At 35.9% G+C, this 16,147-nt stretch carries 18 protein-coding genes; 7 read left to right on the top strand and 11 right to left on the bottom strand.

What is annotated here, in order from left to right; all coding sequences use genetic code 11:
* Positions 1-18 precede the first annotated feature (18 nt).
* Genes BBI01_RS11265 through BBI01_RS11245 form a run of 5 tightly spaced genes read left to right on the top strand, consistent with a single transcriptional unit; the run spans position 19 to position 4,664 of the window.
* Positions 19-2,412: an FdhF/YdeP family oxidoreductase gene (locus BBI01_RS11265; RefSeq protein ID WP_065394747.1), complete on the top strand. Its 2,394-nt coding sequence runs from the start codon at positions 19-21 to the stop codon at positions 2,410-2,412.
* 18 nt (positions 2,413-2,430) lie between these two features.
* Positions 2,431-2,916, top strand: coding sequence for a molybdopterin-dependent oxidoreductase (locus tag BBI01_RS11260; RefSeq protein ID WP_065394746.1), 486 nt, complete (start codon positions 2,431-2,433; stop codon positions 2,914-2,916).
* Positions 2,917-2,944: 28 nt separating this feature from the next.
* Complete coding sequence (locus BBI01_RS11255; protein WP_065394745.1) at positions 2,945-3,862, top strand: bestrophin family protein; 918 nt, start codon at positions 2,945-2,947, stop codon at positions 3,860-3,862.
* 7 nt (positions 3,863-3,869) lie between these two features.
* The gene (locus BBI01_RS11250; RefSeq protein ID WP_065394744.1) at positions 3,870-4,406 is read left to right on the top strand and encodes a DUF488 domain-containing protein; all 537 of its coding nucleotides are present in this window, start codon (positions 3,870-3,872) and stop codon (positions 4,404-4,406) included.
* A gap of 48 nt (positions 4,407-4,454) precedes the next feature.
* On the top strand, positions 4,455-4,664 hold the full coding sequence (locus tag BBI01_RS11245) for a hypervirulence associated TUDOR domain-containing protein (RefSeq protein WP_065394743.1): 210 nt from the start codon (positions 4,455-4,457) through the stop codon (positions 4,662-4,664).
* A 21-nt stretch (positions 4,665-4,685) separates the two neighbouring features.
* On the opposite strand, the gene BBI01_RS11240 is transcribed toward BBI01_RS11245, so the two are convergent.
* The 5 genes from BBI01_RS11240 to moaA form a co-directional block, all read right to left on the bottom strand.
* Positions 4,686-5,726 carry a HesA/MoeB/ThiF family protein gene (locus BBI01_RS11240; protein WP_065394742.1) on the bottom strand — a complete coding sequence of 347 codons (1,041 nt, stop codon included), beginning with the start codon at positions 5,724-5,726 and terminating at the stop codon, positions 4,686-4,688.
* Between the two features lie 227 nt (positions 5,727-5,953).
* Positions 5,954-6,559, bottom strand: a complete 606-nt coding sequence (locus BBI01_RS11235; protein ID WP_065394843.1) for an NTP transferase domain-containing protein — start codon at positions 6,557-6,559, stop codon at positions 5,954-5,956.
* Positions 6,540-7,016: a cyclic pyranopterin monophosphate synthase MoaC gene (moaC, locus tag BBI01_RS11230; RefSeq protein ID WP_065394741.1), complete on the bottom strand. Its 477-nt coding sequence runs from the start codon at positions 7,014-7,016 to the stop codon at positions 6,540-6,542. The genes BBI01_RS11235 and moaC overlap by 20 nt, the downstream gene beginning before the upstream one ends.
* A 163-nt stretch (positions 7,017-7,179) precedes the next feature.
* The gene (locus tag BBI01_RS11225) at positions 7,180-8,382 is read right to left on the bottom strand and encodes a molybdopterin molybdotransferase MoeA (protein ID WP_083190077.1); all 1,203 of its coding nucleotides are present in this window, start codon (positions 8,380-8,382) and stop codon (positions 7,180-7,182) included.
* A 2-nt stretch (positions 8,383-8,384) separates the two neighbouring features.
* Positions 8,385-9,374: a GTP 3',8-cyclase MoaA gene (gene moaA, locus BBI01_RS11220; RefSeq protein ID WP_065394740.1), complete on the bottom strand. Its 990-nt coding sequence runs from the start codon at positions 9,372-9,374 to the stop codon at positions 8,385-8,387.
* 319 nt (positions 9,375-9,693) lie between these two features.
* Between moaA and BBI01_RS11215 the strand changes: the two genes are divergently transcribed.
* Positions 9,694-10,560 carry a helix-turn-helix domain-containing protein gene (locus BBI01_RS11215; RefSeq protein WP_065394739.1) on the top strand — a complete coding sequence of 289 codons (867 nt, stop codon included), beginning with the start codon at positions 9,694-9,696 and terminating at the stop codon, positions 10,558-10,560.
* Positions 10,561-10,581: 21 nt separating this feature from the next.
* Here BBI01_RS11215 and BBI01_RS11210 read toward each other — a convergent pair whose 3' ends face one another.
* The 4 genes from BBI01_RS11210 to BBI01_RS11195 all read right to left on the bottom strand — a co-directional run bounded on the left by BBI01_RS11210 (position 10,582) and on the right by BBI01_RS11195 (position 13,484).
* On the bottom strand, positions 10,582-11,487 hold the full coding sequence (locus tag BBI01_RS11210; protein WP_228393986.1) for a PhzF family isomerase: 906 nt from the start codon (positions 11,485-11,487) through the stop codon (positions 10,582-10,584).
* A 297-nt stretch (positions 11,488-11,784) separates the two neighbouring features.
* Positions 11,785-12,186 carry a DoxX family protein gene (locus tag BBI01_RS11205; RefSeq protein ID WP_065394737.1) on the bottom strand — a complete coding sequence of 134 codons (402 nt, stop codon included), beginning with the start codon at positions 12,184-12,186 and terminating at the stop codon, positions 11,785-11,787.
* 12 nt (positions 12,187-12,198) lie between these two features.
* Complete coding sequence (locus tag BBI01_RS11200; RefSeq protein ID WP_065394736.1) at positions 12,199-12,819, bottom strand: hypothetical protein; 621 nt, start codon at positions 12,817-12,819, stop codon at positions 12,199-12,201.
* 65 nt (positions 12,820-12,884) lie between these two features.
* Positions 12,885-13,484 (bottom strand): Crp/Fnr family transcriptional regulator, encoded by a 600-nt coding sequence (locus tag BBI01_RS11195; protein WP_065394735.1) that lies wholly within the window; start codon positions 13,482-13,484, stop codon positions 12,885-12,887.
* A 334-nt stretch (positions 13,485-13,818) separates the two neighbouring features.
* Between BBI01_RS11195 and BBI01_RS11190 the strand changes: the two genes are divergently transcribed.
* Positions 13,819-14,232, top strand: coding sequence for a hypothetical protein (locus BBI01_RS11190; RefSeq protein ID WP_065394734.1), 414 nt, complete (start codon positions 13,819-13,821; stop codon positions 14,230-14,232).
* Between the two features lie 81 nt (positions 14,233-14,313).
* On the opposite strand, the gene BBI01_RS11185 is transcribed toward BBI01_RS11190, so the two are convergent.
* Positions 14,314-14,727 carry a hypothetical protein gene (locus BBI01_RS11185; protein ID WP_065394733.1) on the bottom strand — a complete coding sequence of 138 codons (414 nt, stop codon included), beginning with the start codon at positions 14,725-14,727 and terminating at the stop codon, positions 14,314-14,316.
* A gap of 185 nt (positions 14,728-14,912) precedes the next feature.
* Positions 14,913-16,115: an MFS transporter gene (locus tag BBI01_RS11180; RefSeq protein WP_065394732.1), complete on the bottom strand. Its 1,203-nt coding sequence runs from the start codon at positions 16,113-16,115 to the stop codon at positions 14,913-14,915.
* Positions 16,116-16,147 lie beyond the last annotated feature (32 nt).

Here is a 16,147-nt window from a genome sequence, read left to right as displayed (position 1 = left end):
TTTACAAAATTAAAGGCTATGGAAGAAAATAACAAAAAGAAAGTAGAAGAAAAAATCCACAAAGAACCCAATGCGGAAAATCCTTTTACGTTACTTGATCTTAAGCTGACACACGTTGAAAAAGCAGCTGCGGGAGTTCCTGCTGTAATGGCTGCCTTTAGTGATTTATTTGAAGAAAAAGCGCCTGTCAGAGGTATGAGAGCCTTGTTCAAAATGAATCAGATGGGAGGTTTCGACTGCCCGAGTTGTGCCTGGCCTGATCCTGATGACGAGCGTTCTGTTCTTGGAGAATATTGTGAAAACGGAGCAAAAGCTCTAGCTGAAGAAGCAACAACAAAACGTGTAACCCCTGAATTTTTCAGACAGAATTCGGTATATGATCTTGCTAAATTAGATGATTATCAGATCGGGAAAATGGGAAGACTTACAGATCCCATGTATCTGGCTCCGGGTGCGACCCACTATGAACCGATCAGCTGGGATAATGCTTTCAAAAAAATAGCTGAACATTTCAATGCCTTAGAATCTCCTGATGAAGCTGCTTTTTATACTTCGGGACGAACAAGTAATGAAGCATCCTTTGTGTATCAATTATTTGCTAAAGAATTCGGAACGAATAATATGCCTGACTGTTCCAATATGTGTCATGAAACTTCAGGATCTGCCTTACGTCCAACCATTGGAATTGGTAAAGGTACAGTAACATTAGAAGACTTTTATGACGCTGAAGTGATTATAATTATCGGTCAAAACCCTGGAACCAATGCCCCAAGAATGATGAGCGCTTTGGCAAAAGGAAAGAAGAACGGTGCTAAAATTATTGCCATTAATCCCTTGCCCGAAGCAGGATTGATGGGCTTTATTAATCCGCAGAGTGTAAGAGAAGTAATTACAGGAGGTGTACAATTGGCAGACCTTTATTTACCTGTAAAAATCAATGGAGATATGGCTTTACTTAAAGCTTTGGAACTTCTGTTGATTGAATTTGAAAAGAAAAATCCGGGTAAAGTTTTTGATGAAGAATTTATTCAAAACAAAACAGTAGGATATGAAGACTTCATGAAGCAGTTTGATGACTACAAACTGGAGGAACTGGCTGATCTTTCCGGAGTTTCTAAAGAAGCATTGCAACAAGCGGCGGAAATGATTGCCTTTAAAAAACGTATCATCATCAGTTGGGGAATGGGGCTTACCCAACAACCGAACGGAGTAGATATGATTCGTGAAATCCTTAATATTCTTTTATTAAAAGGAAGTATCGGAAAACCAGGAGCAGGAGTCTGCCCCGTACGTGGTCACAGTAACGTGCAGGGAAACAGAACAATGCTGATTGACGAAAAACCTACAGACGAACAACTTGACCGTCTTGAAAATTTCTATGGTTTCAAAGTACCCCGCAAACATGGATATGATGTAGTACGTGCTATAAAAGCTATCCATGAAGAAAAAATAAAAATGATGTTCTGCATGGGAGGAAATTTCCTTTCTGCAACACCGGACACTACCTATACGGCAAATGCACTCAGAAAGCTCAAACTGTTGGTATGCGTTTCCACAAAGCTAAACAGGGGACACCTTGTACATGGTAAAGAAGCATTAATTCTTCCAACGTATGGCAGAAGTGATAAAGATATTGTAAACGGAGAAATACAGATCGTCACCACCGAAAATTCAATGGGAGTTGTTCAGAGTTCAAAAGGAATGCTGGATGCTGTATCGGATAATCTAATCAATGAGACTCAAATTGTTTGTCGTATGGCTATGGCAACGTTGGGAGAACGTTCTGTCGTAAACTGGCAACGTTATCACGATAGTTATGATGCTGTAAGAGATGACATCGAGCAGTGTATTCCAGGATTTACAGATTATAATGTTCGTGTCAGACAAAAAGGAGGGTTCTATCTTCCCAATGCAGCAAGAGATGAACAAAGCTTTTCCAAAGAATTAGGCGGGCGTGCACCATTTACATTAACAGAAATACCTGATAATACCCTTGCTTCCGATGAATATATGATGGCAACCACACGTACCCATGATCAGTTTAATACCACTATTTACGGGTTGGATGATCGTTATCGTGGAATTAAAAATGAGCGTCGTGTGATATTCATGAACCAGAAAGATATTGATAAAGCAGGATTTAAAGCAGGAGATAGAGTAGACCTTTACAATTATGATGATGGAATCGAAAGAGTAGCACCGTTATTTATCATTGTTTCCTATCAGATCCCGGAAAAAAATACAGTTACCTATTTCCCGGAAACCAATGTTTTGGTATCTGTAAATAATGTAGTAAAAGAAAGCAATATGCCTGCTTCTAAGTATGTTAAAATCAAAATTAAAAAGCATGACCCTGAAGTGTATAAAAAAGTAGACGAAATGCTTTATCAGGGAGCTATTCAAAGACCATAATTATTCTTAATTTTGTATATGAAAAAAATACTGCCTTTAGCACTGTTATTAATGTCTGGCTGGGCTTTTTGTCAATCAGATTTTAAACTTAAAGTAAGCGGTGATATTCCAAAACCATTAGAATTAAGTTTGACTGATCTATCAAAAATGCCAAGGAAAGAAGCCTCATTAAAAGATAAAGACGGAAGTATGCATGTTTACTCGGGTGTTTCAGTTCAGGATATTCTTGCAAAGGCGGGAACACTTTCAGGTAAAGAGCTTCATGGAGAAAATATGACAAAATATCTGTTGGTAAAATGCAAAGACGGATATCAGGTTTTATTCTCATTGGCAGAGCTGGATGCTTCTATTGCTGACAAAAATGTAATTGTGGCAGATACTATTGACGGAAAACCATTGCCGGAATCAAAAGGACCACTCCGAATCGTTGCAGAAGGAGAGAAAAAGCCGGCACGCAGCTCTTATCAACTAGAATCTTTAATAATAGGACAGATTAAAAAATAAATTGAAGTAAAGGCATTACAAAAACACTATGATTATAAGGAAGAAGGAACATTGGTTCAAGATGCTTTTTGTCTGGCACGGCTCAGTTTTGCCGAGACTGTTGCCACGCCTTTTTATACTTTTTATTTTAGCATTGGGAGTCGTATACCTGCGGGGAATAATCTTTTCTTTTAAAGTTCCTCTTAATCCGGCACCCTTAACTTTATTCGGGTTTGTTCTTGCTTTATTTTTAGGATTCAGGAATAACGCCAGCTATGAAAGATTTTGGGAAGGACGTAAATTATGGGGCGCTTTACTGAATACATCACGATCATTAACCCGTCAGGCTTTAACCTTAAAAAATGTCCAGAACAGCAGTCTCTCCGTTCATGAGTTTATCCAGTTGCTGGCGGCTTTTATTTTTGCTTTAAAACATCAGTTGAGAGGAACAGATGCTTATGATGACTTAAAAGAGAGACTTAATGAAAATCAGCTGAAAATTGTTTCAGCATCAAAATACAAACCTGCTGTCATTATGAAATTATTAGCAGAATGGGTACAACAGGCAAAAGATGAAGGAAGTATAGACACTATCCAGCAGGCTCGTTTCGATGAAAATTTTGATAAGCTTTCAGATATTGTAGGAGGTTGCGAAAGAATTATTTCCACTCCGATTCCTTATAGCTACAGGGTTTTGTTACATCGTACCGTTTATATTTACTGTTTTCTGCTGCCTTTTGGATTAGTAGATTCATTGAGGTGGTTTACCCCGCTTATTGTAGTGTTTGTAGCCTATACATTTGTCGCATTTGAAGCGATTGCTGATGAAATTGAAGAACCTTTTGGAACTGAAGCTAATGATCTCGCGTTGAACAGCATGTGTGTGATGATTGATGAAACCATTCATGAGATGGCAGGAGAAAAGATCAAAGTTTCTCAAAAAGTAACACATAATATTATAGATTAAGAATGTGATGGAAAAGCCGGTTATTTATACCATTGGACATTCTGTTCATTCCTTGGATGAGTTTATTGAAATGCTGAATTCATTTGATATTAAAGTGCTTGCAGATGTCAGAAGATTTCCGGGTTCAAAGACATATCCGTGGTTTAGTAAAGAAAATTTTGAAAAAGTATTGCCGGAACACCACATTGAGTATATTCATATGGAGGAATTGGGCGGGAGGAGAAAAGTTCAGCCAAATTCTGTAAACAGTCGTTGGAAAAACGAATCTTTCCGTGGATATGCCGATTATATGCAAACAGCAGAATTTACAAGAGCGGTTGAACAACTTGAAACGATTGCCAGACAGAAAACCACAGCGTTTATGTGTTCAGAAGCAGTATGGTGGCGTTGTCACAGGTCTATGATTTCAGATTATCTTAAAGCAAAAGACTGGAAGGTAGAACACATTATGAATATTAGAAAAGTGGAAGAACATCCATACACTTCACCAGCAAGAATAAGAAATGGGCATGTATTTTATTCCGATGAAAGTTTATTTGATTGAAAAATTTTTGTGATTTAATAAAAACATTCAATTCATAGAAGAGTTAATATGAAACCAAAATTTCAAAAAGGAGATAAAGTAAGTTGGAATTCAGAAGCGGGCAGAGTTTCAGGAACAATCATCAAGATTCATACAAAAGATTTTGATTATAAGGGATATACTCATCATGCCAGTGAAGACAGCCCACAGTATGAAATTAAAAGTGATAAATCTGATCATATCGCAGCCCATAAAGAATCAGCACTCACCAAGATATAAAAAGCAATAGCAGCTTTCTTCCTACGATTTAATTCCGTCAATACCATTTTTCAAAGAAAAAACTTTCTTTTCCGGAAAAGTACTTCTTATCTTTTTTACAGCTTCTATGCTTCGTTTTCCGGATTGACAGTAAATGACAATAGGGTTTGGCGTCAACGAAATAGAAGAAAAATGATCTTGTAACTCCTCCAATGGAATATTTTTTCCACCGATATTGAAATTTCTATGTTCTTCTTCCGTACGTACATCGATGATTTCAAACATCGTTTGATCCTTTGTAAGTTCTTCAAAAGTAATAAGCTGTACAGTTTGAGGTAGTGAAGTAATTTTTACAGCTGTTTTTCGGAGTTTAATGATTTGGGTTTTGCCATTCATTACGTTTATCATCCATAATTTTCCGGCTAACGTTTCTTCTGATCCAGTCAGATATTTTATTGCTTCATTAGCCTGCATACATCCTACAATTCCTGCAAGAGTAGGGATCACACCGCCTTCCCGGCAGTTTGGAACCTGTGACTCTTCTGCATTAGGAAAAACATCACGATAATTTGGAGAGTAAGAACCATCTTTTTGTAAAGCATTCCAGATGCTTACCTGTCCTTCATGTTGATAAATAGCTCCATAAACAAGAGGTTTTCCGGCAAGGATACAAGCGTCGTTCAGTAAGCATTTAGTTTCAAAATTATCAGTTCCTTCAATGATCAAATCAAATTCTGAGATCAATTCCATGACATTGGCAGAAGAAACCCTTTGCTGATAAGGGATAATAGAAACAGACGGATTCTGCTGTTGTAATCTTTTGGTTGCAACTTCTACTTTAAAAGCTCCTACATCTTCCGGATTGTATAGAATCTGACGGTGAAGATTACTTAAAGAAACAATATCATCATCTACAAGACCAATGGTTCCAACACCCGAAGACGCCAGATATTGTGCTGAAGGACAGCCAAGACCTCCCATACCTACAAAAAGAACCTTAGCATTTTTAAGCATTTCCTGAGAAGAAATACCGAAACCCGGTAAAGCGATCTGACACTGATAACGTTCAAATGATGTATTCATAACTGTTTCTTTTATTTTTCTCTATTAATAGATAAGTTTTTCACCCGATTACTCAAGTTGAAGCGGTCTTATTTTTAAATTATTTCATCTTTATTATTCGTGAATTCGTGGCTATTATAATTTTATTGCAGATAAAATATTTGATATTAAAAAAACATTTAGAAGATAAAAAAATACGTCTTTACGATTTCCAACAATTAAATATAAAACTCGTGCATTTCTTTGCATCAGCGTTTCAGAATCTGTTGTGCTTTTTCCGCTTCCTCCGGAGTATTTACATTCATTAAAGCTTCCGGATTATCAGGTTTTAAAATAAGTGTATCACTATTGATCAGTACTTTTCGCGGACATGTATTTCCGATTCCTAAAAAATTCAGAAGCAAAGGATAACTTTTCGGTTCCCAAATGGTAATCAAAGGCTCAGGTAACCCATCAAAAGGACTTTCATAAGTGGTAGCTGCTCTTTCAGGATCTCGTGACTGCAATAAAAATTCCAATGATTTCTGGTCCAGAAGCGGTAGATCACATGCTACTACCAGCCATGCTTTATCTCTTTGGGAACGCAAAGCTGAAAGAATTCCTCCAAAGGGTCCCATATTCAGGAATGTATCGGTAAGTGCATTATAATGGGGATCAAAATTATCCAGCTGATCCTGTCTGCACGAAATAAAAACCTCATCGCAAAAAGGAGCGAGAAGATCAGCTGCAAAATAACGTTGTTCTTTACCATGCCAGTGAAGAAGATCTTTTGCCTGTCCCATTCTTACACTTTTCCCGCCCGCCAGCACCAGCCCGTTGATCGCAGGAATTGCATTATGCTCTTCTGAAATCATTTTTTCCACCTGATTTTTCTATTAATTTAATTTCTTTGATTACAATATCATGGCTCAAAGCTTTACACATATCATAAATAGTCAATGCAGCTACTGAAGCTCCGGTAAGAGCTTCCATTTCCACTCCGGTTTTGGCTTCAATGCTTGCCGTACATTCAATCACAATGTCGTTATGGTCATTCAGTTTGATATGTAAATTACAATTATCAAGTCCTATAGGGTGACAAAGCGGAATCAATTCACTTGTTTTCTTGGCACCCATAATTCCGGCAATGATAGCAATCTGAAATACAGAGCCTTTTTTAGTATTAAAATCATCTTGTTGTAATGCTTTCAATACAGGTTCAGGCAGAGAAATTACAGCTTGAGCAACTGCTTTTCTGTGAGTGACTTTTTTACCGCCAACGTCTACAATGGCGGGTTCACCGTTTTTATTTAAATGGGTAAATTCTGACATATTTTATTTTTTTAAACACAAATATGATTTTTTTTTTTTGCCACCAATACACGAATTTATTTAAATACTTTCTATGTTCCTATGTGGTAAAAAATTAAAACACATAGAAACATAGGCTTTTCGGGTTCTATGTAAAGCTATTCGTGCATTCGTGGCATTTACTTCAATCATTATATTTCCATACTTTATAGACCTCACCTTTTTTAAAACTATTCTGTTCCAAAGGAAGCTCTATAAAAGCATTGGTATCAGCAAGGTGAGAAAAATCTCCTGAGCCATTTGTATTCACTGATTCTGCAGTAATCTGCCCCAATTCATTGACTCCAAGTTTTACTTGTGCAAAATACTGAAGAGCAAAAGGAAAATCAATATCATTCTGTAAAACAGCGAACATAGGTGAAGTTCCGGAAATCTCCAGCGATTTTTCCAGCCAGGGAATAAAATATCTGTGCAGGCACATAAATACAGAAACAGGATTTCCCGGAAAGGCAAAAACAAGCTTCTGATCTTTATTTTTACCAAACCAGAAAGGTTTTCCAGGTCTTTGTTTTATTTTATGAAAAAGTTTTTCGACCTCCAGTTCTTCACAGACTTTAGGCAGATAATCAAATTTCCCCATAGACACTCCGCCACTCATAAGTAGAACATCATATTCATTGATACAGCGGGAAAGTTCCTTTTTTATCTCCTCATAATCATCATTAAGGTGAAGAGTATCGGCTTCGATATTGTATTTCTTTACAACCGATTGTATGGTAATTCCGTTGGATCGTCTTAACTGATATGGACTGGGAAAAGATTCAGGGCTTACCATTTCGTCTCCTGTGGAAATAATTATAATTTTAGGCAGTTTTTTTACCAAAATTGAAGTTTTTCCGATGGATGAAGCTATTCCAATAATAGCAGGAGTAATGATTTGATTGGCATTTACCAGAACTTCACCTTCTTTTTTATCCCTTCCTTTCAGGTGAATGTTCTGTCCTTTTTTAATATCAATATTTATCGTGGCAATACCTTCGTTTATTGAAATATCTTCATAACGGATAACAGTATCTACAGAATGGTCTAAAGCAGCTCCGGTCATGATTTCAATACATTCTTCTTCGGAATCAATAGAAATAGAGGACTCACCAGCAGACTGTATTGCTTTCACTGTAAAAGAACGGATTCCTTTTTCATAAGCATCATAACGGATTGCTATTCCGTCTACTGTTGGTCGGTCAAAAGGAGGAAGGTCCCGGTCTGCAGTAAGATTCTCTGCTAAAACTCTTCCTAATGCATGATTATATGAGATTTCCTCTTTTCCGAAATCCTGAGCTTGGGAAAGTATAATCTCTTCTGCTTGTTGTACGGTGATCATTTCCATAATTATCCTCCAATTGTTGCCATAGACTGATGAATTTCTGAAGCGGTCATGGTTTGTTTTTCAGCTTCCCATCCGTCTTTGGGTTTGTGATGTATACTGTTGATGATTATATTTTTAAGTTCTTCGTCTGTTGCTCCGGACCGGATTTTCTCTTTTAAATTGATGCCGCCACCTTCATACAGACAGGTTCTTAATATACCTGAAGGGGTAATTCGTATTCTGTTGCAATCTCCGCAGAATGAACGGGTATAAGCAGCAATGATTCCTAGATTTCCAGTGAAATCAGGTATTTTATAATTATATGATGTAGAACTTTTAGGGTCTTTAAGTTTTTCTATATCAGGGAAATGATCTTTGATATGATTATAAATCTGCGGGAAATTCCATTTAGGAACTATTTCAGAATTATTGTTTCCATTGAAGGGCATTTCTTCGATAAACCGTACGTCTATCGGAAGTTCTTTGGTAAGCTGAACCAAGGGAATAATATCTTCCGTATTCTGATTTTCCATTACCACGGTGTTAACTTTCACTTTGATCTGATGCTTCAGTAAGCTTTCCAGTGTTTTCATTACTTTATCAAAGCTTTTTCTGCGGGTTATTTTAAAAAAACGTTCTTCATTCAATGTATCAAGGCTGAGGTTTACAGATTTTACTCCGAATTCTTTAAGCTGTGGGATGTATTGTTCTGTCAGAAGACCGTTTGTGGTTAAGCTGATATCAGTAAGCCCATCAAGTTTTGATATATTTTCAATAAGGCTGATGCAGTTTTTTCTTACAAAAGGTTCACCGCCTGTTATTCTGATCTTATCAACTCCAAGGTCTGTAAATACGGAGCATATTTTCAGCATTTCGTCATCCGTCATCAGATCATTCTGTTTGATCCACGGAAGTCCGTTCTCCGGCATACAATAGGTACATCGGAGGTTGCATCGGTCTACAACAGCCAGCCTTAAATAATTGATATGTCTTCCGAATTTGTCTGTTAACATGCTTCAAAAAGGAAAAAGATCCTTACACAAATATACTTATTGTTTTATCGATATGCCAAAAAACTCAATATGGAAACTCAAGTTTTTAAAAATCACATAATATGCTTTAAAACTCAGTAATAAAGAAGGTTGATGGATTATTTGCGCAGTTTTTTAAGAGTGCTTTCTATGGAATATTGTGTGAAAAGATGATATTCCTGTCACGGTTTTTGATATTTACGAATGGGGAAGAAGAACGTATCTTTGCATGCTTTAAAAAGCGATCGTATTTCAGGTATTTTTATAAATTAGTATAAGCTTGTATTGAAAAAAGATTTGTATGATTATAGATAAAGAATTGATTAATAAAAACTCAGTAGAAGAGGTATTCAACAGAGGAATAGATGTCGTTTTCCAGGATCAGGTGAGCGCAGCATCATTAAATTTCTTTCCGGATAACTGTTTTACCATTATTTTACTGGACGAATGTGATGGCGGCAAATGCATCACCGGACTTGATCAGTATCATCTGAAAGCTCAGCAATTATTCATACATCTTCCCAAAAGAGAATACAAATGGGACCTTGCACCCAATACAGTTGGAAGAAGACTTATTATCAACGATGCTATTTTAAAAACCTTTTCACCTACACTGAAGTTTACTTTTTCGTCTTACAGCAAATATGAGATGATACAGCCTGATGATGAAACGTATCACAGATTCAGCCTGGAATTTAATGCTATTCGAAAGGAAATAGCTGCTGATGTGGTATTCCCGGAACTTATTAATGCGAGGGTGCGCCTTCTTGCTCTGATCATCAATTTATGGGTAGAGCATGCTTACGGAGATAAAGCACTGAGTACGCCGGATAACCTAGCTTTCCGTTTTCATATGCTGGTAGACAAGAATTATAAAAACCAGAAAAATGTTTCTTTTTATGCTAATGAACTATGCATTACCCCAAATTATCTGGGGGTGATCTGTAGAAAACAATATAAAATTTCCCCATTGGAGTTCATCAAAGAAAGAATCATTCTTGAAGCGAAAAATCTACTTCACAGTTCGGATAAATCCATTAAAGAGATTGCCTTTGAGCTTGGATTCCAGAATTTTTCTCACTTTTCCTATCTTTTCAGAACCAAAACTGGAGAGACACCTAAAAACTACAGAAAGAAACTTGAACATTCAAATGAGATCTCTTCATAGTAATTAATATTAAGCATCATTTCAGACGTGCATTATCGTGCGGAATACGCATACAGCATTTCCTGTAATTCTGATGGTTTCCGGAATTTCATTGATGACACTTACCTCAACTTTCATTTGTCCAATTCTGTTAATGGTTTCTCCTTGTCTTCCGATAAACTCAAAATTTCCATTGGAAACTTCTATGATTTTATTTTGAATAAGGTATCCGCCTAAAGGACCATTGGCGTTTCCGGTAACAGGATCTTCTAAAATACCAATCGCAGGAGCAAACATTCTTCCATAGGTTAAAACATTGTGATCATCAGAATCAAAGGTGAAAACAAAATAGCCATTACAACCGATTTCCGTACTGATATGGGTTAAATGATCGAAATTGGGTGTCAGTTGATTTAAAACGGTTCTGCTTTTAATTCCAATCATTACTTTAGAATGACCGGTGGATGCAATTTGTACAGGACATCTCTCATCAAGATCTTCAATTTGTAATCCCAAAGCCTGAACTATATTCTGAGTTATAGATTGTTCAAAAACAGGGCTCACACTGAAATTTCCCTGCGTCATGGTGATCTGATAGTCATTATCATTTCGGATAATATCAATAGGTAAAACACCAACTTGTGTGTTTATTCTAATGGTACATGAATCCAGCTGATCTTCTATAGCTTTGGCATAAAGTGCACCAATTGTTGCATGTCCACAGATAGGAACCTCTGTTGTAGGAGTAAAATATCGTATATGATAATCAAACTCATTATTCTCTTTGGGACTGAAAACGAATGCTGTTTCGGAATTATTGAGCTCTCTTGCAATAAGCTGCATTTCCTCAGTAGTAAGATTTTCAGCATTCAGTACAACCCCGGCAGGATTGCCTTTGAATTTTTCCTTTGTAAAAGAATCAACTTGATAGACGATTACTTCCTTCATCATAATTTATTAAATTCCTAGTAAAGATAGGTAAACTGAAGGTTTTTTATAACAATATAATCTCTATTTCTGTATTGTTATTTTAAATCACGTAAATTTTATATGGTTTTAGAGGCTTCTTACTTATTTTATTCGTGTTAATTATAATTCTCTCGCAGATACTCAGCATAAACATCTGCATAATCTTGCCCTGCGAGAGAAAAATAACAGTATTAAAATTTTATCACAGATAAAATCCTAACACCTTAAAAACAGTTGAAAAAAAATAGTGTCTTTACGTTTTTTAAATACAAAGTTTTAATCCCATTTATTGCTGGTAGAAACTGCATATTTTCCTGCTCCGGTAAAGAAAAAACTAATCCCAACTAACATGTAGATAACAAGCAATTCTAATGCCCAGCCTCCAAATTCATTAAGCTTAAAAATATTAGCCGTCTGAGCCATAATAGTTGCTGTAAAACAATTTGCAGCAAAGATCAACCCGGCAAGACGTGTCCTGAAACCTATCATCAGCATAATGGGCGCAATAATTTCACCAGCAAATACTCCATAGGCGAAGAATGAAGGTAATCCATACATTTTCAGCATATCTTCAATAAATCCAACTCCGTGGATCAATTTGTTTACTCCATAAACTGACATTGGAAATCCAATGGCGATTCTGCTGATCAACATCCCTAAATCAATGTTCTTTTTCATTTCTTATCGTATTTAAAAATTATATTTTACAAATGCCCCGATGTTTTCAAGGGTCTTTTTTCCGTTATTAAACTGATCAAAATTGGAAGCGATTCCGTACATCATTTTGTCTTGTTTTATACCCAGTCTTACAAACTGTAATCCTCTTGGATATCCGCTGTTATCCAGATTTCCTATCGCTAATACACTGAAATATCCCTGTATGTTTTCTTTCAGATAAGGCATGTATTCCAATGAGACAGATTGCTCAAGAGAGAACCCTTTCTGATACGTAGTTCCGATAGAATAGGAGAGAGAGTAGGTAGGTTTTGCAATGCGGTATTGTACATAAGCGCTGAAGAATGCTCCTGGGTTTTTCATACCAAATGCTACATTTACACTAAATTTTTTAGTAAGATTGTAAGCAAGAGTATTTCTTATGAAAAATATGTTTTCTTTATCTTTGGTATATTCTGTATCAAATAGGGTGAGATTGTTGAGCTTTATCCGATCATTGAAATAATAATTGATATTATGCATATAGGTATAGGAACGGTGTCCTAAAACAAGATCCGGAGTATAGGTAAGCTTCTGTGCATTCAGACTTAAAGATGCTGATACAAGAGCTGTTATTGCGATGATTTTTGCCTTCATATTTCACTCATTAAAATTGTGTGAGCAAAATTATTCAGGCTGGAGGGGAATAAACTTAAGATATCTTAAGAAACGTCAGACAGGTGTTTTTTTCTCAAATAACTAAGATATTCTACGGTGATTCCCAGATAAGAAGCAATCATATATTGAGGAAAACGTTGTTCTATATTGCGGTAGGCAGTCACAAAGTTTCTGTATTTAGTGTATGCATCCACTCTTGAATGCTCAAAGGTTCTTTCCTGTAAAGTAACGTATGCAGATTGCATTTTCAGACGCCAGAATTCAGAAATGGCAGGAACTTCTTTATACAAAAGCTCTAGATTCGCTTTACTGATCTGTACAATAATAGTATCTTCATTAGCTTGAATAAACATCCTTGAAGGAAGTTCACTCAAATAACTGTACAAATCATTTACCCACCAGTTTTCAATACCAAGCTGAGTAATATTTTCCTTACCTTTTTCATCTATATGATAAGCATAAAGACTTCCTTGAGCAATGAAACGCATATGTCTTGAAACCTGTCCTTCACGAAGCAGATATTCTTTCTTTTTAAGCTGAATGAATTCCAGTTTCTGTACAACAAGGGCAATTTCTTTCTCTTTCAAAGGAACTATTTCCTGGAAATGTTTTGTAAGCTGTGAAATAATGAGATCTGTGTCCATCGTAAAGTTGTGTAATATTGTTGTAGCGCCCCTATTGGTAGGATATAACGTTCAAATTTACGTAAATATTATGGTAAAATAATTAGGTCTCATTGAGAAATCAAAGAGCCGAAATTTACATTTGTATTCCTTTTGACTAACCAAAGATTATAGATATTTCTCGATATTATGAATAAATATTGAAGTTATTGGCTTACTTTAACATATAAATACTATTTTTGTTAAAATGAAGAAAAATTATTAGTTGTTAATGGTAACGGGATTGTACAGAAAATTTAAAAACACAACTATTTATCCTTCTGATATTAAAGATCAACTTTAAATAATAAATACTATGAAAAACGCAAAGTTCCTCCTTACAGCTATGACTGTTGTAATGTTCTCTACAAGTGCTTTTGCACAGCTTACTCCTAAAGGTGCCGGTTCCGATAAAGACGAGCACGGTTGTAAAAGTTCTACAGGATATAGTTTCTCTGTGTTAAAAAATGATTGTGTAAGACTTTTTGAAGAAAAAATACAATTAAAAGATACGGATACTAAAAAATCATACAGATCAAATGCTACAGTAATTTTTAGTCAGGATGAAAATCAGGCTGAATTATTTTTACCTGCAGCTCACGGAAGCCTTTTATTGGAGAAAGAAGCTACTAAAAAAGCCGTTATTTACAAAAAAGGGCAGTATACTTTAACAAAAGTGAAAAAAAGCTATGTATTAAAATTAGCTAATAAAGTTGTTTTCAAAAGCTAAGAATATGCTATAATAATACTTTAAAGAAAGCCACAGTTTACATGATAAACTGTGGCTTTCTACAACTAAGAACTAATTTAACTACGATTCTGTTTTAAGGTAACCATAATGTAAAGCCGCTTCTTTCCCGAATAAACATGAAAAAATATTCTGGAATTCATGAATATACTTACATTTTATGGCATTACCATAGATTTTCAGCCCTTCCAGAATCTTTCGGGAGCTTAAATCAATATCATACTTTATAAAGTTTTCCGGTCTTTCATATCGTATTCTCTGATCTGAAGTATACGTTTTCAAAAAACCTAACTTCTCAAGCCATTCTTCAGTTATTTTAATAGGCTTTATAGAATCTGCCGGAACTGAAATACTTTGAATATCATTTTCAATTTGAACAAAATATGCCTGCTCTGTACTCTGAAAAATTTCAGTGATCGTATAAATCTGATTTTCGTACTCGACTAAGTTTTTGATTTTAAGATCTGCTACGTTCATAATATTTTGATTTTTAATGATGATATGGAATTATATATTCATCAAATACTATGCCTCGCATTGTATTGTTGTGCAGTGTTTTAATGAAGTTTAGGTTAAACTTTCAGTATAAATAATTAATAATGTGTTAAAATAGAATCAGGGAGGCGTTTTCTGCGTTTATGTGATGTGGTATGTATGTGGTATCAATGAATTTTCTTTTCTTTTGAAGATGTATTGGCTGTTGCTAAAAGAAGAGCAATCACTATAGCAATCGTGAGGAAGGCAATAAAAACATTCCATGAGTACGCATGGAGAAGATATCCAGTTCCACTTCCCAAAATACTCGAACCAAAATAGTAAAACAGCCAATAAATAGAAGTTGCAGAAGATTTCCCACGTTTAGCATAAAGAGCTGTCATCTGGCTTGCCATGGTATGTGCTGCAAAAAAAGAAAGTGTAAACATTGCCAGTCCAAAAATAAGAATATAAAGGTTTTCCGATAACAATAATAGCGCTCCTACGAGCATCGATAGGATAGAGGTTTTCAAAATGGTATTGGAAGGAAATCTTTTAGAAAGTCTGCCTACAATCATAGTTCCAAATACCCCGAAAATATACATTAGGAAGATAAAAGCAATGATGAAATGACTTAAAGAAAATGGTTTTGCTTCTAATCTGAAAGTCAGATAATTGTAAACACTTACAAAAACACCCATTACCAAAGCAGCAATGACATACAAACGAAGCATGTAAGGATTCGTCAGAAAAAACTTCATCTGCTTTACCTTAAGATGATAATCTGTTTTCTGAGGATTGAAAAATTTTGAATCCGGAAATAATTTCCAGAATATGATTCCGAGAAGTAGACTTTCTATTCCTATCACAAGAACAGCATTCCGCCACCCGAATTCTCCAGCCAAGAGAGTAGCCAATATTCTTCCACTCATTCCGCCGATTGTATTTCCGCTTAAATACATACTGATAGCAGTTCCTATTACAGTAGCATTTACCTCTTCCGTAAGATAAGCGAGGGCAACAGCAGAAACTCCCGAAACCACAAATCCCTTTAAAATTCCAATAGCAATCAGAAGCGTGAGGCTGGGTACCCATGTTGAAATAATTGTGAGGAGTGCTGATGCGGTCAGGGAAAAGGTCATCAGACTCTTTCTGGAATAACTGTCTGCTTTAAATGCAAAAAAAAGTAATCCTAATGCCATACCAATGGTAGATGAAGATACGAGCAGGGAAGTGTCACCTACAGATACGTTGAAGTGTTCTGCAGCCATTGGCAGCATAGGCTGAAAAAGATACAGCTGTGCAAATACGGAAAGTCCCGAAAAGAAAATACAAAGTTTTATATATCGGAAACGCTGGCTTCCCTGGTCTGCTTTTTCAAGTGGATTCATGATTTTTTGCAGTTATTATGCCGTGATTTCAT

Source organism: Chryseobacterium artocarpi (assembly GCF_001684975.1).
GTDB classification, from domain to species: domain Bacteria; phylum Bacteroidota; class Bacteroidia; order Flavobacteriales; family Weeksellaceae; genus Chryseobacterium; species Chryseobacterium artocarpi.
The sequence above is the reverse complement of the archived record's forward strand: the minus strand, read 5'-3'. Positions and strand labels throughout refer to the sequence as shown.